The following is a 26,143-nucleotide window of genomic DNA, read 5'->3' on the forward strand; positions in this document are numbered from 1 at the left end:
TTGGCGCCCCATCGGCCCGCGGTTCAGGCCTGCGCACGGTCGGCTGGGCGGCCTGGCAGGCCGCGGCTGAGGACGAGCATCGCGACGGCCGCGGCGGCCAGCAGTCCGAACAGCCAGGTCAGCCAGTGTGCGCCGGCCCTTGCCTGGAGCAGGCCCAGCAGGGTGATGCCCAGCGACGCCGAGAGCTGGACCGACATGAAGACGGCCGTGGTCCCCTGCGGCTGCTCGACCGGCGTCAGCAGCCGGAACACGCTGGCGAACGTCGGCGCCGCCGTCGCGCCGAAGCCCAGGCCGATCGCGACGAACAGGGCGAACACGGCCGCCAGCGGGAGGCGGTCATGGGTGAGCGCGAACGTGGCAAGCCCGACGGCCGTGACGACGGCGCCGGCCCGGACCAGCGGACGCGGCCCGGTCCGGTCGCTGACCCGCCCGCCCCAGGACATCGAGACGAAGAGCCCAAGGCCGAGTGCGCAGACCAGCAGGCCCTGGCCGGCGCCGTGCAGGTGGTGGCGGTCGGCGCCGAACACGGGCAGCGCCGACTGCTGGCCGTACATCACCAGCCCGACGCAGCTCATCACCGCGAGGCTCGCGGCGAAACCCGGCCGGCGCAGCAGGCGCAGGTCGAACGCGGGCGTTCTGGCGGTCGTCAGCGCGTACCTGACGTAGCCGGCCAGCAGGGCGACGCCCGCGACGGCGGGCACGACCGCGAACGCGTCGGCCCCTGCCTGGCCGGCCCGCGTCAGCGCGAACAGGACGCCGACGTAGCCGGTGGTCAGCAACGCGAGGCCGCGGACGTCCGCGTTGGGCACGACGGCGTCGGTGCTTGGCCCGGCCGCGGCGGCGGCACGACCGGTGGGCCGGTCGGCCGGGATGAAGGCGATGGCGACGGCGAACAGGCCGAGGGTCAGCGGGATGTTCACGAGGAAGATCCACTGCCAGTGGCCGGTCGCGAGCAGCAGGCCGCCGACCACCGGGCCCAGGGCCGGCGCGACGTTGATGATCATTGAGATCGTCCCCAGCACCCGGCCGACCCGGTCCTGGCGAGCCAGCCGCGCCGCGAGCATCAGCGACGTCGGCTCCAGCAGGCCGCCGCCCAGGCCCTGCACCACCCGGAACCCGATCAGAGCGCCCGCCGACCAGGCGAGGGCCGACAGGGCGGAGCCGAGCCCGAACAGCCCGAGCCCGACCAGGAAGACCAGCCGCCCGCCGAACCGGGCGCTGGCCCAGTTGAGCAGCGGCAGCATGGTCGCCGCGGCCAGCAGGTAGCCGACGCTCGTCCAGACGACCGTCGTGAGCGGGGCGTGCAGGTCGGTCGTCAGCGTGCGCAGCGCGACGGAGACCACCGTGCCGTCCAGAACCGCCACCAGCGCCGCGAGCCCCAGCGCGAGCAGCGCGCCCGTCGGCGCCCCCGGTTCCTCGGCCAGCTCGGCGACCTCGGTCTGCGTACCCGAACCGACGGTTGAATTTACGGTCATGCCGCGAAACTACACCACACGGTTTAGTGTTGTAACGTCCGTTCATCGTCAACCCAAGGGCTACACTGGGCGCATGGCGGTTGTGGACGCGAAGCGAGTGGCTCGCCCGGACAAGCGACGCGTGATTCTCGACGCGGCGGCGCCGATCTTCGGCGACGAGGGGTACGAGCGGGCGAGCGTCGACGCGATCGCCACGGCCGCCGGCGTCTCCAAGCCGACGATCTACAGCTACTTCGGCGGCAAGGACCAGCTGTTCCGCGAGTCGGTCGCGGACTCGGCCGTCCAACTGAACGCCGACGCCCTCGAGGTGATCCAGCGCCTCGACCTCTCGGCCGTCGGCTGGCGTGACAGCCTGCGCGAGCTGGGCCTGCGCCTCGTCGAGTGCCAGCGCACCCCGTGCTCGCTCTTCCTCGCCCGCATGATCGCGGCGGAGACCGCCCGCGACCCCGAGGTCTACCGGCTGGTGCGCGCCAAGGCGGAGGCTCCGATCATGGAGGCGCTGGCGGGGCGCCTGGCGATGCTCGGCAACGCCGGCCATCTGGTGGTCCCCGACCCGACGCGGGCCGCCCACCAGTTCCTGGCCCTGATCGGCGCGGAGATCCAGGTCCTCACCGAGCACGGCACCGCGGCCGTCCCGGACGAGCGGATCCGGGATGCCGTCGGCGCCGGCGTCGACACCTTCCTGCGCGCGCACGCCCGACCGAGCCAGTAGGCGCGACGCCGAGAGGCGGCGGTCCCGACCGCCGCCTCCGTGCGTGGTGGCGTGGCTCAGCCGGTCGACGACGCCCGGATCGCGGCCAGCACCGTCTCGGCCAGCTCGGGCCGGCAGATCACCAGGTCGGGCAGCAGCGGGTCGGGCTGGTTGTACCGCAGCGGTGAGCCGTCGATCCGGGTCGCGTGCAGGCCCGCGGCGAGCGCGACCGCGACCGGGGCGGCCGAGTCCCACTCGTACTGTCCGCCGGCGTGCAGGTAGACGTCGGCCTCCCCGCGGATCACCGCGGAGGCCTTGGCGCCGGCGGAGCCCATCGGGATGACGACGCCGCCGATCTTCTCGGTGACGTCGGTGACGAGCTGGGGAGCCCTGGTGCGGCTCGCGACCAGGCGTGCCGGCCCGGCCGGTCCGGCCGGCGGCGGGGCGATCGTCGCGCTCGACAGCGTCACTCCGACGGCCGGCAGCGCGACGGCCCCGGCGACGAGCGCGCCGGCCTGCCAGAGCGCGACGTGCACGGCCCAGTCGCTGCGGCCCTCCTCGGCGAACTCCCGGGTGCCGTCGAGCGGGTCGACGATCCAGACCCGGTCGGCGCCGAGGCGGACCGGGTCGTCGACGGCCTCCTCGGACAGCACGGCGTCCTTCGGGCGGTGGCGGGCGAGCGCCGCGGCGAGCAGCCGCTGGGAGCCGGCGTCGCCGGCGTCCTTGAGCGCGGGCCCGTCCGCGAAGCCAAGCTCGGCTCGGATCTCCAGCAGCCGTCGTCCGGCGTCTTCGGCCAGGAGGCTCGCGAGCTCGGCGTCGGCCAGCTCGGCGGTTGTGGTGTCGATGCTCACCGTTCCGATTTTATGGCAGAATCCTGCCGTGAATCACGAGATCCGCCCGGCCCGGACTGGCAGGGCGGTCGGGGCCATCCTGCCGTACGGCGAGCCAACGCCGTCGGACCGGCCGTCTTGTCCCGGGACCGCTACGGTCCGAAGGTGCCCGTGCGCTGCCCCGTGCTCGTCGACGAGGATCGCGCCGCCGAGCTGGCGGCCGCCTCGGCCGGCTGGCCGTCGGCGCGGCTGACCCGCGCGCAGCTCGCCGACCTGGAACTGCTGCTGCTCGGCGCCTTCGGACCGGCACCGGGCTACCCGGAGGACACCCTGCGCGACGGGCTGAGGCTGCCCTCGCTGGTCGTCCCGGCGCGAGACGCGGCCGGTCTCGGTCCCGGCGACGCCGTGGCCCTGCGGGAGCCCGAAGGCGAGCTCGTCGCGGCCCTGCGCGTCGCCGCCGTCCGCCGGCGAGGCGGGCCGGTGGACGCCGACAAGGAACGCACGGCGGCGCTGGCGCGGACGGCGAGCCGGGTCGAGCCCGACCGGCAGCCCGAGCCCACCGGCCGGGCCCGACTGGTCGGCACGGTCGCGGGCCTGCGGCTGCCGAGCCACCCCGACTACCCGGAGCTGCGGCTGAGCCCCGTCGAGCTGCGCGCGGCGCTCACCGAACGTGGCTGGCTGCGCCCCGGCCGGTCGGCGCCCTGGGCGGTCTGGGCCGACGGCCTGCTGCACACGGCGGACATCGCCCGCATCCGGGCCCTCACCCGGCAGGGCAAGTACTGCGTCGTGCTCGCTCCGGTCGGCGGGACCGACCCGGGGGACCGGCGCTACCGGCTGCGCGTGCGCGCCCTGCTCGCGGCGCTCGACGCCCTCGACGAGCCGGTCCGCCCGACCGAGGCGACCCTGGCCGCCGCCGCGCTCGCGGCCGAGGCCACCGGCGCCGCGGTGCAGCCACCGGCGCCCACACAGCCCCGGGTGGGGTCGGGCCAGCCGGCGCACGCGCTGCTGGTCCTGGTCCCGGTGGTGCCGAGCCCCGAGCTTGCCGCGCCCCGGGAGCCGGGGCTGTCCGCCACGTCCCCGCACGGGGCGGCGGCCGGTGACGACTCCGGCAGCGCGGACCGTGCCGCCGAGCTGGGCGCGCTGCGGGCCCACCTGGCCGAGTTCTACGGTCTGGGCGGCAGCCTCACCGGCCCCGCGCTCGGTGCCCCCGGGCGCGGGGAGCTGGCCGCGCTGCTCGCCGCCGGCAGGCCGATCCCCGCCGAGCTCACCCCGCCCGGGGTGGCCGCCGAGCTGGACCGAGCCCACGCCGAGGGCTGGCTGCTCGGCTGACGGCAGCGCCGGGCGCCGGTCGGCTCGACGATCGGGCTAGGTGTCGAGGCCGAGGGTGAACTGGGGCTTGGGCGCGGTGTCGGCCAGGCGGTGGGCCGGGTCCAGCGTGCGGATCGCGGTCCCGGTCGCGAAGAACTCGGTCGCGTGCTCGCCCCAGACGTGGTTGCTCACCACGAGGTCGACGCCGACGATGCCGTTGGCTCCGGCCTGGGCGGCCTCGGCCTGCATGCGGGTCAGTGCCAGCTCGCGGGCCTGGTAGACCCCCTGGGTGAACGTGGTCATCTCCTGGTTGACGCCGACCTGGCGCAGCGACTGGAAGACGCCCTGGTGGGCGATGTGGTAGACGCAGGTCCCGAGGACGAAGGACACCGGTGCCGAGCCCGCCGCCAGCAGCCGGTAGAAGTCCTGCGCGGACAGGTCCGAGGTGAACGGGTGCCCGTTGGGCGCGCGGTGGGCGCCCGGCGAACGGATCGCCCGCACGGCCGTGCCCGCCGCGATGAACTCCAGGACGTTCTGGCCCCAGGCGTAGTACTGCACGCGCAGTTTCACCCCGACGATGCCGTCCGCGCCCAGCCGTTCGGCCTCGCTCTGCATCCGGCCCATCGCCAGCCCGCGCGCCGAGTACATCGCCTGGCTGAGCACGCCGAGCTCCTGGTTCGTCTTCCACCCCGCGACCTGCAGGCCGATGTGGTAGATCGACGAGCCGACGACGAACCCCAGGGGCTCGAACCCGGCCTCGTTGAGCAGCACGTATTCCGACACCGAGAGGTCCGACGTGAAGACCCCGTTCGGCGCCGCTCCCGCCGTCATCGCCAGCCGCGTGCCGGCGGCGTCGGGTTCCCACCCGGCGCCGGGTGGCTGCTGGCTGTCACCGCCGCGACCAAACCCCGCCATGACGCCCTCCTCGACCGCACCCGGCCGCGGGCCTGGCCAGGCCGCCGCCCCGGGAACCTGGCGGCACGCTACGCGCCGACCAGGTAGCGGCCGAGCCCGGGTCCGGCAGCCGCCCGGGGTCTGCCGGACAGGCCGCGTCTACGAGCCGAGTCCGGGAACGATGTCGGAGAGGGTGTAGGTGAGCGGCTGCTCAAGCTGCTCGTAGGTGCAGGAAGCGGGGGTGCGGTCGGCGCGCCAGCGGACGAAGTGCGCCAGGTGCCGGAAGCGGGTGCCCTCCATGTGCTCGTACTTGACCTCCAGCACCCGCTCGGGACGCAGCGGGATGAACGACAGGTCCTTCTGCGCGTTCCACCGGTTCACGTTGCCGGGCAGCCGCTGGCCCTGGTGCGCCTCGGCGCTGGCCCACTCCTGCCACGGATGGTCGTCGCCGTCGCCGAGCAGGAGCGGCGCGAGTTCGTCGACCAGCTCGGCCCGGCGCTTGGCCGTGAAGGCACCGACGACGCCGACGTGCTGCAGCTTGTGCTCGTCGTTGTAGAGCCCGAGCAGCAGCGAGCCGACGAGCGGGGCAGCCTCCGTGGAGGTCTTGTGCCAGCGGAAGCCGGCGAGGACGCAGTCGGCGGTGCGGACGTGCTTGATCTTGAACATGACGCGCTTGTCGGGCTGGTAGACGCCGTCGAGCGGTTTGGCGATCACGCCGTCGAGGTGCGCGCCTTCGAGCTCGACGAACCAGCGGTTGGCGACGTCGAGGTCGGTGGTGGTCGTGGTGAGGTGGATCGGCGCCTTCGCCGGGGCCAACGCGGCCTCGAGCGCGGCGCGCCGCTCGGCGAACGGGCGCCCGGTGTAGTCCTCGTCGCCGAGCGCGAGCAGATCGAATGCGATGAACGAGGCCGGGGTCGTCCCGCTCAACAGCTTCACCCGCGACACCGCGGGGTGGATGCGCTGCTGCAACGCCTCGAAGTCCAGCCTGCCGTCCAGAGCGATGACGATCTCGCCGTCGAGGACGCACCGGTCGGGTAGTTCGGCTTTGATCGCCTCGACCAGCTCGGGGAAGTAGCGGGTCATCGGCTTCTCGTTGCGGCTGCCGAGCTCGACCTCGTCACCGTCCCGGAAACAGATGCATCGGAAGCCGTCCCATTTGGGCTCATAGGACGCCCCGGACGGGATGGTCGGAACCGACTTCGCCAGCATCGGCGCGACCGGCGGCATCACGGGCAGCTGCATCGGCTCATTGTCCCTTGTCCTCGGCCTCTGGGTTCTCGCCCCGCTCGATCCGGCCCGGGCTTCGGCCGCGGCCCGAGCCGGATCCTCGGCTGACCTCCGGTCACGCCGGGAGGCGGTCATTGTGCCTGCGCGGGCGTGGGGAGGTTGTCGTTGTTCGCGACGATCGCGGGGCTGGCGAGCCAGCGCAGATAGGCCGACCGCGCGGGCGGGGACATCCGCTCCGGCGGCAGCGGCCGGCCGTCGGCGTCGAGAAAGTCGTCCGCGGGGCCCGTGACGAACCCGTCGAGGCGTGGATCTCCGGTGAAGGCCCGCCGGACGCCGGCCGCGTCGGTCACCTCGACCGGCAGGATCGGGTCGTCGCCGCGCCGCAGCCAGACGGCCGTCGCCGAGGCCCGGTAGGCCTCCTGCCAGCCTGGCCGGACCGCGGCGGCGGCCGCCACGCCCGCGATCGTCGAGAGCGCCTCGGACCCGGGCCGCCCATCCGGTTTCGCCGCGTCGGCGGCGGCCGTGACCGTGACGCCGACGGTGACGCCGTACAGGGTGGCGACCAGGTCGTCGACCTTGACGGCCCGGGCGGTGGCGGCGAGCTGGTCGATCGCCAGCGTCGTCCGGCGGGCCGCGTCGTCGGCCGTCAGCTCGGCGCGCAGGGTCAGCGCGGCGGCGGTGTCGGCGAGCGCCGTGAGGAAGAACGACACCATCGCGGCCTGCTGGAGATGGACGAGCGCGCGCGGGCTCGCCGGGTACGCGACCTGGCCGTCGCCCCGGTAGCCGCGGGTCGCGGCCCAGCCGGCCTGCTCGAGGTCGGCCGCCTGCCGCAGCGCGTCCGACCCCAGAGCCGCTGCCGTCGGGCCACCCGCGGCCAGGGCCTCGCCGAGCAGGGCCGCCCACAGCTCGGCCGGAATCCGCGCGGCGTCCGCGGGCCCGGCCAGCTGCGTCGACCACGGGCCGCCCGCCCCGCCGCCGGCCGCGCGCCCCGGCCCGGCGGCCGGCCAGACCGCGACCAGGCCCCGGCCCGAGGGGTCGCGCAGCGCGTCGCCGGCGGGCAGCAGGCCCGCGGCCGACGCGTACAGCTCGGCCCGCCAGACGCGCAGCAGCTCGCCGATCGCGGCCCGCAGGCCGGTCGGGAGCGGCCAGGAGGTATCCCGCCGCAACCGAGGGTCCGCGTGGGTGAGCTGGTAGCGGTAGATCGTGAAGCCGAGCCGCGCCACGAACGTCGCGGCGCCGACCGGGTCGGCCTGGCGGGCACCGGCCCCGCCCGCCCGGCCGATCAGGTACTCCCAGGCACGGGCCACCTGGGCCGGGACACCCGGTCTGATCAGCGCCGGCAGCGCCGACACCCGGGCCCCCGTGACGATCGTCTCCACGTGCTCGGTGGCGAACCGGGCAGCGAGCGTCGGCTCGTCCGCGATGGCCCGCAGCAGCGCGGCCGCGTAGGTGGCCCGCCGTCGGCCCGCGGGATCGGCGCCCAGCAGTCCGATGTCCCGCGTGACCGGCGAGGAGGCGCTGGCGTGCGCGCCGGAGCCGGCCAGCGGCCCGTCGCGGGTGCGGTAGCGGTCGCCGGTGACGTCGGTCGTCGCGAAGAGAGCGTCGCCGAGCAGGCGCAGGGTGGCTGGGGCGAACCGGCCGCCCGTGAGCAGCGGGCCGAGCAGCGTGGTCTCGGCCTGGCCGGGCACATCGCGTGCGTTGAACCGGCTCAGCCAGGCCGCGGTGAGCAGCCCGGACCGGCTGAAGGTCCCCAGCGCCGCGCCCAGTGTGGCCGTGAGGTCGTCCGCCAGCGCGGTCGGAAACCATCGCCCCGGGGCGTCTGCACGAGTGCGGTCGCCGCCGCTCGCGGGCCGGACCCGGTAACCGTCCGCGGTCTCGGTGACCACGAAGCCGCCGGAGCCGATGTGCTCGGCCAGGCGCAGGACGACGGCCAGCCGTGCCGGGCCGACGGCCCCGACGAAGCCGGCGGCGAAGTCCGGGTCGTGCGCCGACGGCCGCAGCTGGTCGACGACGCCGGCGAGCGTCGTCAGGTCCGCCGCCGGTGCCAGGGCGGCACCGACGAGCGCCAGACCGAGCCGGGCTCCCGCGTCCCGCGCCGCCAGAGCGTCGCCGCCGAACGGGTCGGGCCGCGGCGTCACGACGAGCCGCCCCCCGCCGGACCGCGCCGAGGTCGCACCGCCGCCGATGGGCGCTGCGTCGAGGCTCGCGTCGGCCGCCTGGGCCAGCGCGAGTCGACGGGTCAGCCTCGCGGCCGAGGTGTCGGCCCAGCCCGCGCCCGCGTGCAGCGCGACGACGGGGTCGGCCGGCCAGCCGAGCGGCCCGAGCAGTGCCACCACCGCCCGGGCCCACCGTCCGAGCAGGTCGCGCAGATCCCGCAGCCGCTGCGTCAGCACGCGGGTCAGGCCCTGGTCCAGGACGACTCGCTCACTCGGGCCGGGCATCGCCCTACCGCCCGTCGCGCAGGGAGCCGGGCCTGGCGGGCGATCGGACGGCCCGTGGGTCACCTGGCGCGACCCATTCCGGCTGGGACGCGGCCGCGTGCGCGCAGCTCAGTGCCGTGTCCCCAAGCGCGCGCCTGATGGTGGTTCCCGTGCGGGCGAGTTCGCCCGCCCAGAGCTCGGCGGCCGGGCCGGCCCAGGCGCCCGCGTCCAGCGCCGCCGCCAGACCGTCGAACGCGGTGGCGATCTCGGCCGTGCCGCGGTCGAGGACAGCCGCGGCCGTCAGCAGCGCGCGCCGGCGTTCGTTGACGACCAGCCCCGCCGGCGCCCCCGCCCCGTTCCCGGCTTCCGCCACGACCGGCCCTGCCACAGCCAGCCCGCCAACAACTCGCCCTGCCATGATCCACCGCCTTCTCCGTCGGGAGCCAGGCGGCACGTTAGCCAGCTCGCCGGCGGGCAGGAAGGCGTCAGCGCCGTCCTGTGGATAGCGGCTGACCTGTGGATATAGCTGGCCGTAACCGGCTGCTATCCCTTGTTCGGAACGCGGTAGCGCAGGAAGAGCGAGCCGTCGTCCTCCAGTACGTGCCCAAGCTCCATGGGCTGGGCCAGCGGCCAGGCGGCGCCGGCGACGATGCCGAGATGTTGCGGCCCAGCGAGCAGCGGGGCGACCGTCAGGCACAGCTCGTCGAGCAGGCCGGCGCCGGCCAGCTGAGCGTGCAGCATCGGCCCGCCCTCGGTGAGGACCCGCGAAAGGCCGCGTCCCGCCAGCGCGCCGAGCACCAGCTCCAGCTCGACCTGCTCGTCGCCGCACACGACGACGTCCGCGACCTCGCGCAGCGCCGAGACCCGCTCGACGGGGGCGCTCGCCGCGGTCAGCAGCAGCGGCCGGACGGCCGCGCCGAACAGCCGGGCGCCCGGGTCGATCGCCAGCGACCCGGAGACCACCGCGATCGGCGGCACGGGCGCGAGGCCCGCCGCGATCCGCGCCTCCTGCCGCGGCGGCGGGACGATGGCCGGCCCGTAGTTCTCGGCCCGAGCGGTGCCCGCGCCGACGAGGACGACGTCGGCCAGCCACCGCAGCGTGTGGAAGATCTGCCGGTCGCCGGGCCCGCCGAGAGCGGCGGACCGGCCGCCGACCTCGGCCGCGCCGTCGGCCGCCGAGACGAAGTTCGCCCGGACGTGGGCGGTCCCCGCGGGCGGGACCGGCAGGGCGTAGGCCGCGTCGAGGTCTTCCTGGCTCAGGTCGTCTTGGCCCGGCGCGGGCAGTAGTCGGCGCACCGGCCTGACCTTATGTGGATGGCCAGCGCACGAAGGCGGCCGGTCGAGCGGCCGCCGGGCCGGCGTGCGGGGCGGACCGTCTCAGCCGGCGGACGACCGGACCCGGCCGGCGATCCGCTCCCGGTAACGGCTCGCCCGGTAGACCCCGAGAATCCGGTAGTCGGCGAAGAAGGCGAGCTCCTCGAACGCCTGCGCGACCGCCGTCTCTTCGGGGCTGCCTTCGATGTCCGCCAGGAACTGGGTCGCGACGAAGGCACCGCCGACCATGAAGCTCTCCAGCTTCGTCATGTTGACACCGTTGGTGGCGAATCCGCCGAGCGCCTTGTAAAGCGCCGACGGGCGATTCTTCACCTTGAAGATGAAGGTCGTCACCAGCTCGTGCACGCCCGCCGCCGCGCGCAGGTCCTCCGCCGAGAAGATGAGGAAGCGCGTCGTGTTGTGCTGCTCGTCCTCGAGGTCCTCGCGCAGGATGGTCAGCCCGTACACCTCGGCGGCCACCCGGGAGGCGATCGCGGCCCGGGTGGGGTCACCGGACTGGGCGAGCTCGCGCGCCGCCCCGGCGGTGTCCGCGTCGGGCGTCGCCCGCAGGCCGAGCGCGCGCAGCGCCTCGCGGCACTGGGCCAGCGCCTGCGGGTGGCTGTGCACGGTCTTGAGGTCGGCCAGCGAGGTTCCCGGCAGGGCCATCAGCTGATGGTGCACCGGCAGGAAGTACTCGCCGATGATGTGGGCCTTCGCGTCCGGCAGCAGATGGTGGATGTCGGCGACGCGGCCGGCGGTGGAGTTCTCCACCGGGATCATCGCCAGCTGCACCGTGCCGTCGTCGATCGCGGCGAAGCACTCCTCGAACGTCTGGAACGGCACCGCGTCGAAGTCTGGGTACACGTCGCGGCAGGCCAGGTGGGAGTTTGCCCCCGGCTCGCCCTGGTAGGCGATGCGCTGCCGGGAAGTCAGGACGGGCACGGTGCGGTCACGGATCCTTTTGGCGTCGGTTCGGCGGAGCCCGGATCGGGCGTCGCCCACGTTACCGGTGCCGGCCGCGGCCATACCGCGTCCGCCCGCCGGCAGCCGCGTCGACGATGTTTCGCGGGAGTTGTCCGGTAGCCGATATGACCGCTCTGAAAAGAGAGTGATCAGGCCTACGATGGAGACGTGCCGGCCGACCTAGTCTGGTTCATCGTCGCCGGAGGGCTCACCATCGCCGAGCTGCTCACGGGTGGCTTGTACCTGCTCATGTTCGCCCTGGCGGCCGCGGTAGCCGGGGTGGTGGCGCTGGTCGGCGGTGGCCTCGTCTGGGAGCTGCTCGCCTTCGTCCTCGCGGCCGGCGGCCTGACCTTCGGCCTGCGGCCCATCGCCGCTCGCCATCTCAACACCGCGCCGCTGATCGCCACCGGCGCGCAGGCGCTCGTCGGCGCCGAGGGCGTCGTCCTCGAACGGGTGGACCGGTACGACGGCCGCGTGAAGATCAAGGGCGAGATCTGGTCGGCGCGTGCCTACCCGGACGGCGTCGTGATCGCGGTGGGCAGCGAGGTCCGCGTGCTGCGCATCGACGGCGCGACGGCGATCGTCCACCAGGAAGAAGTCCCGGGACTGGAAGTCCCACGGAGGGAGTTGCCATGACCGGTGGACTGATCGTGGTGGCGGTGCTCGCGTTCGTAGCCCTGGTCTTCGTGATGCGGTCGGTCAAGGTCGTCCCGCAGGCACGCGCGGTGGTCGTCGAGCGGCTCGGCCGTTACCACCGCACGCTGGTGCCGGGTCTCGCGATCGTCCTGCCGTTCGTGGACCGGGTCCGGGAACGGATCGACCTGCGCGAGCAGGTGGTGGCCTTCCCGCCCCAGCCGGTGATCACCGAGGACAACCTGGTCGTCGGCATCGACACCGTCCTCTACTTCCAGGTGACTGACCCGCGCGCGGCGACCTACGAGATCGCCAACTTCATCCAGGCGATCGAGCAGCTGACCGTGACGACCCTGCGCAACGTCATCGGTGGCCTGCACCTGGAGGCGGCGCTCACCTCCCGGGACCAGATCAACACCGCGCTGCGCGGCGTGCTCGACGAGGCGACCGGCAAGTGGGGTATCCGGGTGAACCGGGTCGAGATCAAGGCCATCGAACCGCCGCGCTCGGTGCAGGAGGCGATGGAGAAGCAGATGCGCGCCGAGCGCGACCGGCGGGCGGCGATCCTGACGGCCGAGGGCTTCCGGCAGAGCGAGATCCTCAAGGCCGAAGGCGAGAAGCAGGCGGCGATCCTCAAGGCCGAGGGCGACCGGCAGGCGCAGATCCTGCAGGCCGAGGGCGAGGCGAAGGCGATCGACACCGTCTTCTCGGCGATCCACGCCGGCGACGCCGACCCGAAGCTGCTCGCCTACCAGTACCTGCAGACCCTCCCCAAGATCGCCAACGGACAGGCGAGCAAGGTGTGGATCATTCCCAGCGAGCTCAGCGGCGCGCTGGGAAGCGGCATCGGCGACCTGGCCAGCCTGATCGGCGGCGGGGGAGACAGCTCCCAGCTCGACCCGAACGAGACCCTGCGCCGCCCAAGGCTGGCCAAGCCCGTCGCCCCCACCCAGAACGGCGACCAGAACAGCTAGGCACTCCCGCCGACAAGGCTGGCCCGTTCCGGGCAGTCCCATGATCGCCGTTTCGGCCCTGGGACGGTCGTAGTCGCGGCCGTTTCACAGCCATCCGAAGGCCAAGACGGCGATCATGACGACGGTCTGGACCCGTGGCTCGGCTCAGCCCCGACACGGAGGTCTGTGGGTCCGGGCGCGTCAGGCGGGCCGAGGCGGACGTAACGCAGATCCCGACCCTGGATAGGCGCTCGCCCCCGTATCTCGCCCATACGGCGAACCAGATTGGGGAGGGCGCCCAGCGCCCGACACGGAGGTCTGTGGGTCCGGGCGCTCCGCGCCCGGACCCACAGACCTCCTTACTATCTGCTTACTGACCGTTCTCAGGACATCTTCAGGCAGCCGGGCCAGGGTCAGAGATGATCTGAACGTCGCCCCAGGAGGCTGTCGTGCCGACAACGATTTCCGGGCTGCCCGCCCACGCCCTGATCGTGCACGCCACGGTCGTACTGGTGCCGCTGGCCGCGCTGCTGCTCGCGCTGACCGCGCTCTGGCCCCGGGTGCGCCGCGCGCTCGGGCCGCTTCCGGCGATCGCCTGCGCCGGCGCGCTCATCCTGGTCCCGATCACCACGTCGACCGGCGAGAAGCTGCGCGACAAGCTCGGGGTCGACAACCCGCTGATCGCCCGGCACGCCGCGCTGGGGGAGGAACTGCTGCCGTGGGTGGCCGGCATGTTCGCGGCCGCGCTGCTCCTGCTGTTCGTGCACGGCTGGCGGCCCACGGCGTGGACGATGCCCGGTCCGGCCCAGGCGGGCTCCGGCTCGGCGGCTCGGACACTGCCGCGGCCCGTGTCGGCGGTCGTCTCCCTGATCGTCCTCGCCCTGGCGGTCATCGTGATCGTCGAGGTCGTCCGGATCGGGCACGCCGGGGCCGAGGCCGTCTGGCAGGGCGTCGGCAGCAGCTAGCGCCACGCCCATCAAGATCAGCCAGTCGCCATGATCGGCGTTTCGGCCCTCTGATGGCTGCGAAACAGCCCCGGCTACGACCACCGGAGGGCCAAAACGGCGATCACGCCACCGGGCCGAGCCTCGGGCGCGGGATCGCGCGGTGTGGCGCGTTGGGCGCCGTTGATCATCCGGCGACGCACCGAATCCGATGCCGGATTTCCCGTCAGCCGACTGGGCGGCGACGATAGGCGCATGGCAACGTACGTGATCCTGCTTGTGGTCGTCCTGTTCCTGGCGCTGGGCCTGCTCGGGCTGCTGTACTACGTCCTCAACCGCGCCGAGCACGAACGGCACCGGTAGCCCCTCGGTCGGAGCGCGGGCCGGGCTTCGGGCCGCCTACTCCCGCGGGCGTAGGCGGCCGATCACCACGGACTCGCCGTCCGCCTCGACGCTGCCCGGCCAGGCGTCGAACCCGGGCCGCGAGACCGCCAGCGGCTCCAGCACGGCCCCGGCCGGCCGCCCCCGCTGACCCGGGCCGCCCGTGCCCGAGTGGTCAGGGCCGGTTTTGCCCACATGGTCAGGGCCGGGTTTGCCCACATGGTCAGGGCCGGTTTTGCCCACATGGTCAGGGCCGGTTTTGCGCACGTAGTCAGGTCCGCCGTCGCCGGGCCAGCCGACCGGGATCGACTGCCGGTCCGGGCCCAGGTTGCACACCACGGCGACCGCGTCGGCCGGTCCGCCCCGGTACAGCACGAACCACCGGGCGTCCTCGTCGTAGGCGCACCGCACCGAGGACCAGTCCGGGTCGGTCAGCTCCGCCATCGTGTGCCGCAGCGCGATCAGCCGCTGGTACCAGCCGAGCAGGCCGTGATGCGGCTCGGCCGACGGCTGCGACCAGTCCAGCCGCGAACGGGTGAACGTCTCCTCGGCCTGCGGGTCGGGCACCTCCTCGGGTCCCCAGCCGTGGGCGGCGAACTCGGCCCGCCGGCCGGTGCGCACCGCGTCGGCAAGCCAGTCGGTCACATGGTCGGTGAAGTACGCCCACGGGGTCGTCGCGCCCCACTCCTCGCCCATGAAGAGCATCGGGGTGAACGGCCCCGTCAGCAGCAGCGCCGCGCCGATCCGCAGCAGCCCGTCGGACAGCGTCGCCGCGGCCCGGTCGCCGGTCGCGCGGTTGCCGACCTGGTCGTGGTCCTGCAGGAAGGTCACCAGCCGGGACGCCGGGACCGACGCGGGCATCGGCCGCCCGTGGCTGTGTCCCCGGAAGGTCGAGTACGTGCCGTCGTGCACGAACCCGCTGGTGAACGCCTTCGCCAGCGTCGCGAGTGACCCGAAGTCGACGTAGTAGCCCTGCCGCTCGCCGGACAGCGCCGCCCACAGGGCGTGGTGGACGTCGTCGGCCCACTGGCCGTCCATCCCGAGCCCGCCCGCCTGCGCCGGGCTGATCATCCTAGGGTCGTTCAGGTCGGACTCCGCGACCAGGAACAGCGGCCGGCGCTGATGGGCCCCCAGCCGGTGGACCCCGGTGGTCAGCTCCTCCAGGACGTGCGTCGCCCGGCTGTCGCGCAGCGCGTGCACCGCGTCGACGCGCAGGCCGTCGCAGTGGTAGTCGCGTAGCCACATCAGGGCGTTCTCGACGATGAACGCCCGGACCTCGTCGGAGCCGGAGTCGTCGAGGTTCACCGCCGATCCCCACGGCGTGGTGTACCGGTCGGTGAAGTAGGGACCGAACCGGCCCAGATAGTTCCCGTCCGGGCCGAGGTGGTTGTAGACGACGTCCAGGACGACGCCGATCCCGTGCGCGTGGGCGGCGTCGACGAATCGCTTCAGCCCCTCCGGGCCGCCGTACGGGTCATGCGTCGCGTACAGGCCGACCCCGTCGTAGCCCCAGCCATGCCGGCCAGGGAAGGCGTTCACGGGCAGCAGTTCGACGGCGTCGACCCCGAGCCGGACGAGGTGGTCAAGCCGGTCGATCGCGGCGTCGAACGTCCCCTCCGGGGTGAACGTGCCGACGTGCAGCTCGTAGAGCACCCCGCCGGCCAGCGGCACCCCGCGCCAGCCGTGATCCGTCCAGGCGAACCGGACGTGCTCGACGACCCGGGACCGGCCGTGCACCCCGTACGGCTGCCAGGGCGACCGCGGGTCGGGCAGCTCCTCGTCGGTACCGTCCAACCGGAACGCGTAGTCCGTCCCATGTCCGGCCGCCGCCACGTCGCCCGACCACCACCCATCCGGCGCACCGACCAGGTCCAACACCTCGTCCTGGCCCTCTGGATCGTCCGGATCGCGGGTGACCACAGCAACCGACTTGGCAAGGGGCGCCCACACCCGGAAGATGCTCATCGCCCCTGTCTTACCGTCAAACCCCCCACCTACTCACGCCGGGTCGCCCGACGCGCCCCACAGCCAGCGCGAGCGCCGCGAAGCGACCTAGATCAGACCTGTGCCCCAGGGCGAACCAATGTGATCCTCAAGCGAGGATCGGGGCCGAAGGCTCACGCCCGGACGCCGCGAACCAGTGTCAGGGCACCCTGATCAGCATCGTGACAGGAAAGTCCCGCAGCAGCCGCAGGACGTAGGCCGTGCCGCCGTCGTGGCGGCGGCCGGTCAGGACGTCCAGCCACCGCCCGTCGGGGAGCGTCAGGGTGGTGTCGCGCCAGCCGCCGCCGCGGCGCAGGCCGAGGACGAGGCGCGGCACGACCGTCACCACCGACTCGGCCCGGGTGAACGCGACCAGGTGCTCGGCGGCCGAGCCGGAGGCCCACAGCGGCCGGTAGGAGGCGCCGGGGCCGAACCACTCCGGGTGCTCCCGGCGGACCCGCAGCGCCCGGGACACGACCAGCAGCTTCGCCGCGCCCGTGTCGTCCAGTGCCGGCGGGCGGCGCGGGATCGGGTCGGTGCCGAGCTCGCCGAGCAGCTTGGTGCGCTCGCCGAAGTTCACCGGCCGCCGGTTGTCCGGGTCGGTCAGCGAGTGGTCCCAGAGCTCCTGGCCCTGGTAGACGTCGGGGATGCCGGGCGCGGTGAGCTGCACCAGCCGGGCGGCGAGTGAGTTCTGCCGGCCGAGCTCGACGATCGTGGAGACGTAGTTCTCCAGGGCGCCGACGAAGTCGGGATCCTCAAGGGCCGCGTCGATGTAGGTCGTGAGCGCGTTCTCGTAGGCGGAGTCCTGGTCCGTCCAGGATGTGTGGATCTTCGCCTCGCGGACCGCCTTGAGCATGTACTGGCGGGCCCGGTCGGCCGAGATCGGCCAGGCGCCGGCGAGGGTCTGGACCAGGTGGTAGACGGTGACCGGGTCGGGCCAGCCCCGCTCGGCGTCGGTGTGCCGGTAGCCGAGCCGGCCGAGCTGGCGGACCACGTCGGCCCAGCCGCGCGGGTCCTCGGAGAGCACCGCGAGGCGGGCCCGGACGTCCTCCGAGCGCTTGGTGTCGTGGGTGGACAGCGTGGTCATCGTCAACGGCCAGGTGCGGGCCGTCGTCACGTTGGCCTCGTGGAACTCGTGCACGGCGCTGCGCGGGTGGCCGGGCGGGAAGGCCGGGTAGGCGCCCGGGTCGCCGCCGACCTCGTTGAGCGCCAGCAACTGGCCGAACCGGTAGAACGCGGTGTCCTCCACGCCCTTGGCCATCACCGGGCCGGTGGTCTGCTGGAAGCGGGTGACGAACTCCGCCGGGCCGCCCAGCGCCAGGTCCTCGATCAGGTCGATCTCGGTGGAGCGCCGGGGCAGCCGGCGGCGGGCGACCTCGCAGGCACGCACGACGTGTGAGCGGGCCTCCAGCGACGGGGTGCCGTCCGGGCGGACGTAGGCGCGGTAGACGCCGAAGCCGGCGAGCACCTCGCGCAGCGCCTCGCGCAGGCCGGTCCTGGTCAGGTCGGCCCGCTCCCGGCGCGCCTCGGTCAGGGCCAGCGTGGTGAGCCGGTCCAGCTCGGGGCGCAGCACGTTGTCCAGGACGTCCAGCTTGGCCAGGTGGGCGGTGTGTGCCCAGTCGGGGGCCTCGCCGGAGACCTCGGCGTAGAGCGCGGCCAGCGGGCGGGCCGCGACCGGGTCGAGGAACAGCCGGGTGACCCGGTTCAGCGACTCGTAGCCGGTGGTGCCGTCACAGGCCCACGCCTCGGGCAGCGCCTCGTCGCCCTCCAGCACCTTCTCGACCACCGTCCACACGCCGCCGGTGGCGTCCGAGAGGCGGCGCAGGTACTCCTCCGGGTCGGCCAGGCCGTCCGGGTGGTCGATGCGCAGGCCCTCGACGGTGCCGCCGCGGACCAGGTCGATGAGCAGCCGGTGGGTCGCGGCGAAGACGTCCGAGTCCTCCTGCCGCAGCGCCGGCAGCGTGGTGATGTCGAAGAACCGGCGGTAGTTCAGCTCGGTGCCGGCGGTGCGCCACCAGCACAGCCGGTAGTACTGGGCGTCCAGGGTGCCGGCGAGGTCGTCCGGGTCGGCGGTCCCGGGGGCCACCGGGAGCACGTGGTCGTAGTACGTGATCACCCAGTCGTCGGCCTCACCCGCGCCGCCCAGCGGGTCGGAAGCGGGGTTGTCGAACGCGCCCAGCGGGTCGGCGCCGTCGGCGTCCGCCGACTTGACCAGCTGGATCTCGTCAGCCTCCAAGCAGTCGTGCAGCGGGCTGCCGAGCAGCGGCATCAGGACCTTGCCCGGGTTGTCCGGGGCGGCCCAGTCGATGTCGAACCAGTGGGAGTACGGCGAGTCCGGGCCCTCGCGCAGCACCGACCACCACACCGGGTTGGCGGTCTGCGGCGTCGGGATCGCCATGTGGTTGGGCACCACGTCGACGATCAGCCCGAGGCCGGCCCGTCGGCAGGCGGCGGTCAGCCGGCGCAGCCCGCCGGCGCCGCCCAGCTCGGGGCTGATCCGGCCGTGCTCGACGACGTCGTAGCCGTGGGTCGAGCCGGGCGCGGCCTCCAGCACCGGCGACAGGTACAGGTGGGAGACGCCGAGCGCCGCGAGATAGGGGACGATCACCGCGGCGTCGGTGAAGTTGAACTCGAGGTGCAGCTGCAGCCGGTAGGCCGAGGTCGGCACGACCCGGGTGCGCTCGTCCTGGATCGGGCCGTCGTTCATCGGCATGTCCTACTCGGCGGATCGGTGGGCGGGCTCACGAAGCACGGCGCAGCACAACCGTCGAGCGGGCGTCGAGCTGGACCGGGGCACCGGCCTTGAGCTGCCCGGCCGTCGCCTGCGCGGCCGTCGTCTGCCCGAAGGCGTCGCCGTCCTGGGGCGTCGCGGACCCACGCGAGTCGACGACGGTCTCCCAGCTGTCGCCGAACTCGGCCGGCGGTACCTGGAAGACCACGGTCTCGCTGTGCGCGTTGAAGAACATCAGGAACGAGTCGTCGACGACCGGCTCGCCGCGCGCGTCCGGGTCGGGGATGCCGTCGCCGTTGAGGAACACCCCGAGCATCCGCGCCGTCCCGGACTCCCAGTCCTGGTCGGTCATCTCCGAGCCGTCCGGGCGCAGCCAGACGATGTCCTTGAGCGCCCGGTCGTCACCGACGTCGCCGGTACCGCGAATGGGCGCGCCGTGGAAGAAACGACGGCGGCGGAACACCGGGTGCTCGCGGCGCAGCCGGGAGACCTCCGCGGTGAAGCGCACCAGGTCCGCGTGCTCGGAAAGGTCTGACCAGTCCAACCACGACGTCTCGTTGTCCTGGCAGTACGCGTTGTTGTTGCCGTCCTGGGTGCGCGCCATCTCGTCACCGGCGACGAGCATGGGCACCCCCTGGGACAGGAACAGCGTCGTGAGCAGGTTACGGGTCTGGGCGGCGCGCAGGGCGCGTACCTCGGGATCGTCCGTGGGCCCCTCGACGCCGCAGTTCCACGAGCGGTTGTCGTCCGAGCCGTCCCGGTTCTCCTCCCCGTTCGCGTCGTTGTGCTTGCCGTTGTATGAAACCAGGTCGGCCAGCGTGAAGCCGTCATGCGCGGTGACGAAGTTGATCGAGGCGGACGGCCGGCGGCCGGTGAACTGGTAGAGGTCGCTGGAGCCGGTCAGGCGGGAGGCGAACTCGGCGATCCCGTGGTCCTGGCCGCGCCAGAAGTCCCGGACGGTGTCGCGGTACTTGCCGTTCCACTCGGTCCACAGCGGCGGGAAGTTGCCGACCTGGTAGCCGCCCTCGCCGACGTCCCAGGGCTCGGCGATGAGCTTGACCTGGGAGACGACCGGGTCCTGCTGGACGAGGTCGAAGAAGCTCGACAGCCGGTCGACGTCGTAGAACTCACGGGCGAGCGTGGCGGCGAGGTCGAACCGGAAGCCGTCGACGTGCATCTCGAGCACCCAGTAGCGCAGCGAGTCCATGATCAGCTGCAGCACGTGCGGGTGGCGGACGTGCAACGTGTTCCCGGTGCCGGTGTAGTCCATGTAGTACTGGTTGTCGTCTTCCACCAACCGGTAGTAGGCCGCGTTGTCGATACCGCGGAAGCACAGCATCGGGCCCATGTGGTTGCCCTCGGCGGTGTGGTTGTAGACGACGTCCAGGATCACCTCGATCCCGGCGTTGTGCAGGTCCTTCACCATGCCCTTGAACTCCTGCACCTGGGTGCCGAGGCCGCCGGCCGAGGAGTAGGCGTTGTGCGGAGCGAGGAACGCGATCGAGTTGTAGCCCCAGTAGTTGCGCAGCCCACGGCGGACCAGGTGCTCGTCGTGCACGAACTGGTGGACGGGCATCAGCTCGACGGCCGTGATGCCCAGCTTCTGGTAGTGGTCGATCATGACCGGGTGCGCGATGCCGGCGTAGGTGCCGCGGTACTCGGCGGGCAGGCCGGGGTGGCGCATCGTCAGGCCACGGACGTGCGCCTCGTAGATCACGGTCTCGTCGTACGGGGTGCGCGGTGGCCGGTCGCCGTTCCAGTCGAAGAACGGGCTGATCACCACGGACTTCATCATGTGCGGTGCCGAGTCGATGGTGTTCAGGCTGTCGGGCTCGCCGAAGGTGTAGCCGAAACAGGCCTGGTCCCAGTCGATCTCACCGTCGACCGCCTTGGCGTACGGGTCGAGCAGCAGCTTGTGCGGGTTGCAGCGCAGCCCGCGGCCCGGGTCGTGGGGGCCATGGACCCGGTAGCCGTAACGCTGGCCGGGACCGACCCCGGGCAGGTAGCAGTGCCAGACGAAGGCGTCCTTCTCGTGCAGCTCGATCCGCCGCTCGACGTCGACCGGGTCACCGTCGCTCGCCTGGGGGTTGGCGTCGAACAGGCACAGCTCGATCCTGTCGGCCACCTCCGAGAAGATCGCGAAATTGGTGCCGGACCCGTCATAGGTGGCGCCGAGGGGATAGGGGTGGCCGGGCCAGACCTGTGCCATAGCAGCGAAGCCTACGGAACCGCTGTTTCCAGTCGCTGCCGACTCGGCGGCGCGCCCCGGCGGATCTGGCCCGCGCGGGCCCGGACCCGCGGCGGCCTCACCCGCTCAGCCGGGACGACAGGCGGCTTCGGGGAGACACAGCGCGGCCATCGTCAAGTGACCTCAGCGACATCTGTGCTGGACGGCGGCGTCGTTTAGCGCTGAGATAGCTCGTTTGGGTGGTGCCTGGGGGTGGTCCCGCCGGCCCGGGCATGGCACGATCCAGGTGTACCCGGCATAGATCCGACGACGGCGAGCCGCAAGGGGAAGGCGTTCTCGTCGACGGAGGGTTCCCCGTGGTCATGTCGTCAGCCCATGGGCTGTCATCCGGCTCGGCGTCGAACCTGGTGCCGGGCATGTTGTCGGTGCTCGCGTGCCCGCCCGCGCTGTGCCCGCACCTGGAGTTCGCCGTCTCCGGCGCGCTCTCGGCGACGGTGTCACTGACCTGGACGCAGCAGCCGGCCCGGCCTGGCTCGCTGTACGCCGGGTTGGAGTGGCGCGGCGCTCCCGCGACGGCTGGACGGCTGGCGACCCGGCTGCGCCGGCTGGGCCACGTCACCTTCGAGGTGGTCGAGGGCCCCTCGCCCGGCTGCGACGCCGAGCGCTACTCGTACACGCCCGAACTCGGCCTGCACCGGGCCGGCATCGCGGCCAACGGTGACGTCGTCATCGGTGAGGCCGCGTTGCGGGCCCTGCTGGAGCGCGGCGAGGGCCGGGACACGCTCGCCCGCGGCCTGCACCGACTGCTCGGCACGGACTGGGACGACGCGCTCGAACCGCTGCGCCGGGGCTCCCACGGCGCCCCTGTCACCTGGCTGCGTCGTACTGGTTGATCGTCGTGTGATCTCGGCGTGGCTTGTCGGCGCGCGTCGCCGTGCTGGCTCGCGGGCGTAGTACTCTCCCCCGGATCTTGCGTGACGGCGCGCGGTGCCGCGCTGACCGTCGAAAACCGCACACAGTGAGCGATCATCATCCCGGTGGTGACCCGCGCGCGTACGTGATCGCCGATGGTGTGCGGAATGCGCAGATCTCCGTCCTGCTTTGTCTTGTGTGCTCGTACGCGTGGCGATCACCGCCGGTGGCCTGGTCCGGACCCGGCGGCGCCCCGCGAGCCGGCGCACGCGGACCGGCGGCCGTCTCGCCCGATGGGTATCTGAAGGGAGGACTTGGGCAGAACGGCACTGGGACAGCCTGTCCCGCCCATGCCGCCCTGGCACTCCCGAGCCATCTGCCCCTTTTGTCGGGGCGAGCTGGACACACTACGCAGCCACTCGATCCGTTCGTGTGGCGAACGCCACAGGGGAGTACCGGGGCTGAGGTGGGCACATAGGCCGGCAGTCGTGCGTTGAGGGTTGGGCACGAGGAGCGCGACCTACGAAATCGGCTTCGCCGATTCCGCGGGAACCCCGACCAAATCTGGGAGAAAAGAAGTGGCCACCGACTACGACACCCCCCGTACCGCAGATCTCGAGGACGCTCCTGAGCAGAGCCTGGAGGCCCTTAAGGCGCGGCGGGCGGATGCGGCGGCCGACCTCGGTGATGAAGTCGACCCGTTCGAGACCGAGCTCGACCTGCCCGGAGCTGACCTGTCCGGCGAGGAACTGAACCTGCGCGTGCTGCCGCGTCAGGCCGACGAGTTCACCTGCACCAGCTGCTACCTGGTCCACCACCGTAGCCAGCTGGTCGATGAGCGTCGGATGATCTGCCGCGACTGCGCCGCCTGATCAACCTGTTTCACGACCGATCGGCCGGACTGCGTCCGGCCAGCCTGGTCCGGCCCAACGACGGGGCGGGCAGGCAGGTCGGCGGGGATCCCTGGCGGTTGCGTCCCTGTCGACCCTCTTGACCGTGCCTGCCGGGTGGCGGACACGGTGTCGAGGGTGACGGGGAGCAGCCGATCCCGGGTCCGCGGCGGCGTTGCCGTGAACCCCCCGATGGCCCACCGTCATCGCCGCCCGCGGGCGGCGAGACAGGTGGGCTTTTTTCGTGTCCGGCGTCCGGCGTCAGGCGTCGGCGGCCACGGGCTCGACCCGGACGCCGGCGGCGCGCAGCTCGGCGACCGCGGCGGCGTCGTCACCGGGCTGGAGGTTGACGAACCGGGTGAGGCCCAGCGGGACGACGACGTCGAGTCCCAGGCGCCGGCCGTCCAGCGCGGTCTCCTTGACGCAGTAGTCACCCGCGAGGCCGATCACGACCACCGCGTGGACCCCCGCCGCCGCCAGCCGGTCACCGAGAACGGTCGACGTGCGCGCGCCGGACCCCGGGTCCCGCGTCGAGAACCCCGAGTATCCGTCGGCCCCGTCCACACCCTTGCGGATCACCTCGCCGGTCACCCTGGCGTCGGGGTGGAAATCGGCCCCTGGCGTACCGGCGACGCAGTGCGGTGGCCAGACGCCGCCGGACGTGACGAAATGCGGCGTGACCTCGGGATGCCAGTCCTGCGTCCAGAACACCGGCGAGCCGGCCGCGACGGCGGCCGTGACCTGCGCGTTCACCGCGTCGACGATCTCCTCGCCGCCGCCGACGTACAGGCTGCCGCCCGGCGTCGCGAAGTCGTTCTGCAGGTCGATCACGAGCAGCGCGACCCCTGGCCCGTACCGCTGGTCCACCGGTTCGGCTGTCACCATCGGGCGTGACCTCGCTTCCGGATCATGGGACGGTCCTGCCTGTCGGCGGGGACCGCCGGCCTCGGCGCGGCCAGCCTGCCCCGAGGCCCGACAGCCCGCCGCGGACACGATCCGCCCGAGGATGGCCTCCGGTGGGCGTGCCCCGCCCGTGGCCGCGTCCAGGGCGCCGATGACGGAATCTTAGGCTGTCCTGTATGCGGAGCCGCGACTATGGCCGGGATGTGCTGGCGCCATCCGCGAAGAAGGCGCCAGCACCGATCCCCACCGTCGAGATCGAGTCGGAGCTTGTCGTCGAGGACCCGGTGAGCGGTTTCTGTGGCGCCGTCGTCGGCCTCGACGCAGACGGCGTGACGCTGGAGGACCGGTTCGGGGTGCGCCGGCTCTTTCCGCTCGAGGAGGGCGCGTTCCTGGTCGAGGGCAGGCGGGTGACGCTGGTCCGGGCGCGCCGGGGCGGGCCCGCCGGCCCGGCGCGGACCGCCTCCGGCTCGGTCGCGGTGCCGAACGCGCCGGCCCGGGTCGCCCGGGCCAGCCGCATCTACGTCGAGGGGCTGCACGACGCGGCCCTCGTCGAGCGGGTGTGGGGTGACGACCTGCGGGTCGAGGGGGTCGTCGTCGAGCCGCTGCACGGCGTCGACGACCTGCCCGCCATCGTCGCCACCTTCCGGCCGGGCCCCGGCCGGCGGCTCGGGGTGCTCGTGGACCACCTGGTCGCCGGTTCCAAGGAGAGCCGGATCGCCGCGTCCGTCACGGGTCCGCACGTTCTGGTCACGGGCCACCCGTACATCGACATCTGGCAGGCGGTGAAGCCGGCCGCGGTCGGCATCCGCGCCTGGCCCGAGGTGCCGCGGGGCCAGGTGTGGAAGGAAGGCGTGTGCCACGCCCTCGGCGTGCCGGAGCCGGCGGAGATGTGGCGCCGGGTCCTCGCCAGCGTGGACAGCTACAGCGACCTGGAGGTAGGCCTCCTGCGAGCCGTCGAGGAGCTCATCGACTTTGTTACCGGATGAGCGGGTGAGCCCGCCTGGGCCCGCGAACGAACCGTGGAGTGACGGATGACGTCCGGCCGGCGCAGGCCGGGCCTGGCCGCGGTTCGCGGGGTGCCCCGGGTGGTGCTCGCCGCGATCGCCGTCATCGTGCTGCTCGCGGCCGCGGTCGCCTGGCTGCTGGTCGGCCGGGCCGAGGGCGGCGGAGGGATGACGGCGAGCGCCGACCCGCCCACCCGGCCCGGCGGTGTGGCCGTCGGCTCGCTGCCGCCGCCGGTGCCCCTGCCCTCGGTGGACGCCAGCGGCCGGGTGGTCGTCATCGACCCGGGCCATGACGGTGGCAACGGCGCGGCACCAAGCCAGATCAACCGCAAGGTCGACGCCGGCGGGTTCCTGAAGGAGTGCGACACCGTCGGCGCCGAGACCGCTGCCGGCTACCCGGAGCACGCCTTCACCTTCGACGTCGCGACCCGGGCGGCGGCGCTGCTGCGCGCCAGGGGAGTGACCGTGGTGCTCACCCGCGACGACGACACCGGCGTCGGGCCCTGCGTCGACGCCCGCGCCAGGGCGGGTGCCGCCGCGCACGCCGACGTCTCGGTCTCCATCCATGCCGACGGCGGGCCTCCCGACGGCTCAGGGTTCCACGTCATCGCGCCGGACCGGGCGCCGGACGGGGTCAACGAGGGCATCCTGGCCTCGTCGGCGCGGCTCGCGACCGGGCTGCGGGACGCCTACGAGGCGGCGACCGGGGAACAGCCGGCGAACTACCTCGCCAACCAGCAGGGGATCGTCGACCGGGCTGATCTCGGCGGCCTGAACCTGTCGACCGTGCCGAAGGTCTTCATCGAGTGCGCCAACATGCGCAACGCCGTCGACGCCGCCCGGGTGTCCGACCCCGTCTGGCGTCAGCGCGCGGCCGAGGGCATCGTCGCCGGCATCCTGCGCTATCTCGGGGCTCCGCCCGGCTGACCACCAGCCGCGTCGGCGCAGGTCAGGGCTGGCGCCGGACCGCTGGCGCCCACGTCGCGGCCCACGAGCGACCCATCGTGTTGACTGTCCCGCAACATCTGGACGACGCTCGCGCGCTGTTCGACGGTCGGGCTTAGCGTCCGCTAGAGTGCTCCTTGTCGCCGACGGAGCCACACTCCGGCGGAGACGGGCTCCGAGTGGACGAACTCAGGTCAGCTGGGTACGGCAAACCGGGGCCAAACGGACAGGATTTCTTCTGGTAGGCTTCGCGAGGCGAAGAGCAACAGGCGCCACGAAACACGACTGAGCACCATCTGGTCGTGGAGGCAGGACGCGAGTCCTGTACAGTGGGCGCACACATGCGGACGTGGCTCAGTTGGTAGAGCATCACCTTGCCAAGGTGAGGGTCGCGGGTTCGAATCCCGTCGTCCGCTCGGAAGTAGCGAGGTCAAGAGGTCCAGCCAGTCGCGGCCTCCCCCCGGCGGAGTGGCCGAGTGGTTTAGGCAAGGGCCTGCAAAGCCCTGTACGCGGGTTCGATTCCCGCCTCCGCCTCGCACTTACCCGCGTGCAGC

The 26,143-nt window shown here is 73.0% G+C and carries 21 protein-coding genes and 2 tRNA genes; 11 read left to right on the forward strand and 12 right to left on the reverse strand.

Annotated elements, in window-relative coordinates; translation table 11 throughout:
* Positions 1 to 23 precede the first annotated feature (23 nt).
* The gene (locus FRAEUI1C_RS11415; RefSeq protein ID WP_013423453.1) at positions 24 to 1,475 is read right to left on the reverse strand and encodes an MFS transporter; all 1,452 of its coding nucleotides are present in this window, start codon (positions 1,473 to 1,475) and stop codon (positions 24 to 26) included.
* 73 nt (positions 1,476 to 1,548) lie between these two features.
* Between FRAEUI1C_RS11415 and FRAEUI1C_RS11420 the strand changes: the two genes are divergently transcribed.
* The gene (locus FRAEUI1C_RS11420) at positions 1,549 to 2,187 is read left to right on the forward strand and encodes a TetR/AcrR family transcriptional regulator (RefSeq protein WP_013423454.1); all 639 of its coding nucleotides are present in this window, start codon (positions 1,549 to 1,551) and stop codon (positions 2,185 to 2,187) included.
* A gap of 56 nt (positions 2,188 to 2,243) precedes the next feature.
* Here the strand turns inward: FRAEUI1C_RS11420 and FRAEUI1C_RS11425 are convergent, their stop codons facing one another.
* Positions 2,244 to 3,017: a 3'(2'),5'-bisphosphate nucleotidase CysQ gene (locus tag FRAEUI1C_RS11425; protein ID WP_013423455.1), complete on the reverse strand. Its 774-nt coding sequence runs from the start codon at positions 3,015 to 3,017 to the stop codon at positions 2,244 to 2,246.
* A 144-nt stretch (positions 3,018 to 3,161) separates the two neighbouring features.
* Here FRAEUI1C_RS11425 and FRAEUI1C_RS11430 point away from each other — a divergent pair, with 144 nt between their 5' ends.
* Entirely contained in the window at positions 3,162 to 4,325 is a 1,164-nt protein-coding gene (locus FRAEUI1C_RS11430) for a bifunctional sulfate adenylyltransferase/adenylylsulfate kinase (RefSeq protein ID WP_157734906.1), read from the forward strand.
* 36 nt (positions 4,326 to 4,361) lie between these two features.
* Here the strand turns inward: FRAEUI1C_RS11430 and FRAEUI1C_RS11435 are convergent, their stop codons facing one another.
* From FRAEUI1C_RS11435 to FRAEUI1C_RS11460, 6 genes are all read right to left on the reverse strand, one after another.
* Positions 4,362 to 5,219, reverse strand: a complete 858-nt coding sequence (locus tag FRAEUI1C_RS11435) for a heavy metal-binding domain-containing protein (RefSeq protein WP_013423457.1) — start codon at positions 5,217 to 5,219, stop codon at positions 4,362 to 4,364.
* A gap of 138 nt (positions 5,220 to 5,357) precedes the next feature.
* Positions 5,358 to 6,440 carry an ATP-dependent DNA ligase gene (locus FRAEUI1C_RS11440; RefSeq protein WP_013423458.1) on the reverse strand — a complete coding sequence of 361 codons (1,083 nt, stop codon included), beginning with the start codon at positions 6,438 to 6,440 and terminating at the stop codon, positions 5,358 to 5,360.
* Positions 6,441 to 6,556: 116 nt separating this feature from the next.
* Entirely contained in the window at positions 6,557 to 8,866 is a 2,310-nt protein-coding gene (locus FRAEUI1C_RS36160) for a serine/threonine-protein kinase (RefSeq protein ID WP_013423459.1), read from the reverse strand.
* A gap of 4 nt (positions 8,867 to 8,870) precedes the next feature.
* Positions 8,871 to 9,218 (reverse strand): hypothetical protein, encoded by a 348-nt coding sequence (locus FRAEUI1C_RS11450; RefSeq protein WP_157734907.1) that lies wholly within the window; start codon positions 9,216 to 9,218, stop codon positions 8,871 to 8,873.
* A gap of 170 nt (positions 9,219 to 9,388) precedes the next feature.
* A complete protein-coding gene (locus tag FRAEUI1C_RS11455; protein WP_013423461.1) occupies positions 9,389 to 10,141 on the reverse strand; it encodes a pyrimidine reductase family protein in 753 nt (250 codons plus the stop codon).
* An 81-nt stretch (positions 10,142 to 10,222) separates the two neighbouring features.
* Positions 10,223 to 11,092, reverse strand: a complete 870-nt coding sequence (locus FRAEUI1C_RS11460; RefSeq protein ID WP_041260642.1) for a prephenate dehydratase — start codon at positions 11,090 to 11,092, stop codon at positions 10,223 to 10,225.
* A gap of 198 nt (positions 11,093 to 11,290) precedes the next feature.
* Between FRAEUI1C_RS11460 and FRAEUI1C_RS11465 the strand changes: the two genes are divergently transcribed.
* The 3 genes from FRAEUI1C_RS11465 (at position 11,291) to FRAEUI1C_RS11475 (ending at position 13,673) form a co-directional block, all read left to right on the forward strand.
* Positions 11,291 to 11,758: an NfeD family protein gene (locus tag FRAEUI1C_RS11465; RefSeq protein ID WP_013423463.1), complete on the forward strand. Its 468-nt coding sequence runs from the start codon at positions 11,291 to 11,293 to the stop codon at positions 11,756 to 11,758.
* Positions 11,755 to 12,729 carry an SPFH domain-containing protein gene (locus FRAEUI1C_RS11470; RefSeq protein ID WP_013423464.1) on the forward strand — a complete coding sequence of 325 codons (975 nt, stop codon included), beginning with the start codon at positions 11,755 to 11,757 and terminating at the stop codon, positions 12,727 to 12,729. Before FRAEUI1C_RS11465 ends, FRAEUI1C_RS11470 begins: the two co-directional genes overlap by 4 nt.
* Positions 12,730 to 13,157: 428 nt before the next feature.
* Positions 13,158 to 13,673, forward strand: a complete 516-nt coding sequence (locus FRAEUI1C_RS11475) for a DUF2231 domain-containing protein (RefSeq protein WP_013423465.1) — start codon at positions 13,158 to 13,160, stop codon at positions 13,671 to 13,673.
* A 378-nt stretch (positions 13,674 to 14,051) separates the two neighbouring features.
* Here FRAEUI1C_RS11475 and treZ read toward each other — a convergent pair whose 3' ends face one another.
* The 3 genes from treZ to glgX form a co-directional block, all read right to left on the reverse strand.
* Positions 14,052 to 15,998 (reverse strand): malto-oligosyltrehalose trehalohydrolase, encoded by a 1,947-nt coding sequence (gene treZ, locus FRAEUI1C_RS11480; protein ID WP_013423467.1) that lies wholly within the window; start codon positions 15,996 to 15,998, stop codon positions 14,052 to 14,054.
* A 178-nt stretch (positions 15,999 to 16,176) separates the two neighbouring features.
* A complete protein-coding gene (gene treY / locus FRAEUI1C_RS11485) occupies positions 16,177 to 18,723 on the reverse strand; it encodes a malto-oligosyltrehalose synthase (RefSeq protein ID WP_013423468.1) in 2,547 nt (848 codons plus the stop codon).
* Between the two features lie 34 nt (positions 18,724 to 18,757).
* Positions 18,758 to 20,956 (reverse strand): glycogen debranching protein GlgX, encoded by a 2,199-nt coding sequence (gene glgX / locus FRAEUI1C_RS11490; RefSeq protein WP_013423469.1) that lies wholly within the window; start codon positions 20,954 to 20,956, stop codon positions 18,758 to 18,760.
* 341 nt (positions 20,957 to 21,297) lie between these two features.
* Between glgX and FRAEUI1C_RS11495 the strand changes: the two genes are divergently transcribed.
* Positions 21,298 to 21,828, forward strand: a complete 531-nt coding sequence (locus FRAEUI1C_RS11495) for a DUF3145 domain-containing protein (RefSeq protein WP_049807159.1) — start codon at positions 21,298 to 21,300, stop codon at positions 21,826 to 21,828.
* 597 nt (positions 21,829 to 22,425) lie between these two features.
* Positions 22,426 to 22,719, forward strand: coding sequence for a DUF4193 domain-containing protein (locus FRAEUI1C_RS11500; RefSeq protein ID WP_013423471.1), 294 nt, complete (start codon positions 22,426 to 22,428; stop codon positions 22,717 to 22,719).
* A 279-nt stretch (positions 22,720 to 22,998) separates the two neighbouring features.
* Here the strand turns inward: FRAEUI1C_RS11500 and FRAEUI1C_RS11505 are convergent, their stop codons facing one another.
* The gene (locus FRAEUI1C_RS11505) at positions 22,999 to 23,622 is read right to left on the reverse strand and encodes an isochorismatase family protein (protein WP_013423472.1); all 624 of its coding nucleotides are present in this window, start codon (positions 23,620 to 23,622) and stop codon (positions 22,999 to 23,001) included.
* Between the two features lie 194 nt (positions 23,623 to 23,816).
* Here FRAEUI1C_RS11505 and FRAEUI1C_RS11510 point away from each other — a divergent pair, with 194 nt between their 5' ends.
* The 4 genes from FRAEUI1C_RS11510 (at position 23,817) to FRAEUI1C_RS11525 (ending at position 26,123) form a co-directional block, all read left to right on the forward strand.
* Entirely contained in the window at positions 23,817 to 24,626 is an 810-nt protein-coding gene (locus FRAEUI1C_RS11510; protein ID WP_013423473.1) for a DUF3097 domain-containing protein, read from the forward strand.
* A 45-nt stretch (positions 24,627 to 24,671) separates the two neighbouring features.
* Positions 24,672 to 25,571 (forward strand): N-acetylmuramoyl-L-alanine amidase, encoded by a 900-nt coding sequence (locus FRAEUI1C_RS11515; RefSeq protein WP_013423474.1) that lies wholly within the window; start codon positions 24,672 to 24,674, stop codon positions 25,569 to 25,571.
* Positions 25,572 to 25,932: 361 nt separating this feature from the next.
* Positions 25,933 to 26,005: transfer RNA gene (locus FRAEUI1C_RS11520), tRNA-Gly, on the forward strand.
* A 46-nt stretch (positions 26,006 to 26,051) separates the two neighbouring features.
* A tRNA-Cys gene (locus FRAEUI1C_RS11525) sits at positions 26,052 to 26,123 on the forward strand.
* Positions 26,124 to 26,143: the final 20 nt, after the last annotated feature.

The organism is Pseudofrankia inefficax (genome assembly GCF_000166135.1).
In the GTDB taxonomy this organism is placed as follows: Bacteria; Actinomycetota; Actinomycetes; order Frankiales; family Frankiaceae; genus Pseudofrankia; species Pseudofrankia inefficax.

Coding starts and splice junctions, on each gene's coding strand:
- FRAEUI1C_RS11415 (WP_013423453.1), bottom strand. CDS start 1,475: ATGACCGTAAATTCAACCGTCGGTTCGGGTACGCAGACCGAGGTCGCC.
- FRAEUI1C_RS11420 (WP_013423454.1), top strand. CDS start 1,549: ATGGCGGTTGTGGACGCGAAGCGAGTGGCTCGCCCGGACAAGCGACGC.
- FRAEUI1C_RS11435 (WP_013423457.1), bottom strand. CDS start 5,219: ATGGCGGGGTTTGGTCGCGGCGGTGACAGCCAGCAGCCACCCGGCGCC.
- FRAEUI1C_RS11440 (WP_013423458.1), bottom strand. CDS start 6,440: ATGCAGCTGCCCGTGATGCCGCCGGTCGCGCCGATGCTGGCGAAGTCG.
- FRAEUI1C_RS36160 (WP_013423459.1), bottom strand. CDS start 8,866: ATGCCCGGCCCGAGTGAGCGAGTCGTCCTGGACCAGGGCCTGACCCGC.
- FRAEUI1C_RS11470 (WP_013423464.1), top strand. CDS start 11,755: ATGACCGGTGGACTGATCGTGGTGGCGGTGCTCGCGTTCGTAGCCCTG.
- treZ (WP_013423467.1), bottom strand. CDS start 15,998: ATGAGCATCTTCCGGGTGTGGGCGCCCCTTGCCAAGTCGGTTGCTGTG.
- treY (WP_013423468.1), bottom strand. CDS start 18,723: ATGAACGACGGCCCGATCCAGGACGAGCGCACCCGGGTCGTGCCGACC.
- glgX (WP_013423469.1), bottom strand. CDS start 20,956: ATGGCACAGGTCTGGCCCGGCCACCCCTATCCCCTCGGCGCCACCTAT.
- FRAEUI1C_RS11495 (WP_049807159.1), top strand. CDS start 21,298: ATGTCGTCAGCCCATGGGCTGTCATCCGGCTCGGCGTCGAACCTGGTG.
- FRAEUI1C_RS11505 (WP_013423472.1), bottom strand. CDS start 23,622: ATGGTGACAGCCGAACCGGTGGACCAGCGGTACGGGCCAGGGGTCGCG.
- FRAEUI1C_RS11510 (WP_013423473.1), top strand. CDS start 23,817: ATGCGGAGCCGCGACTATGGCCGGGATGTGCTGGCGCCATCCGCGAAG.
- FRAEUI1C_RS11515 (WP_013423474.1), top strand. CDS start 24,672: ATGACGTCCGGCCGGCGCAGGCCGGGCCTGGCCGCGGTTCGCGGGGTG.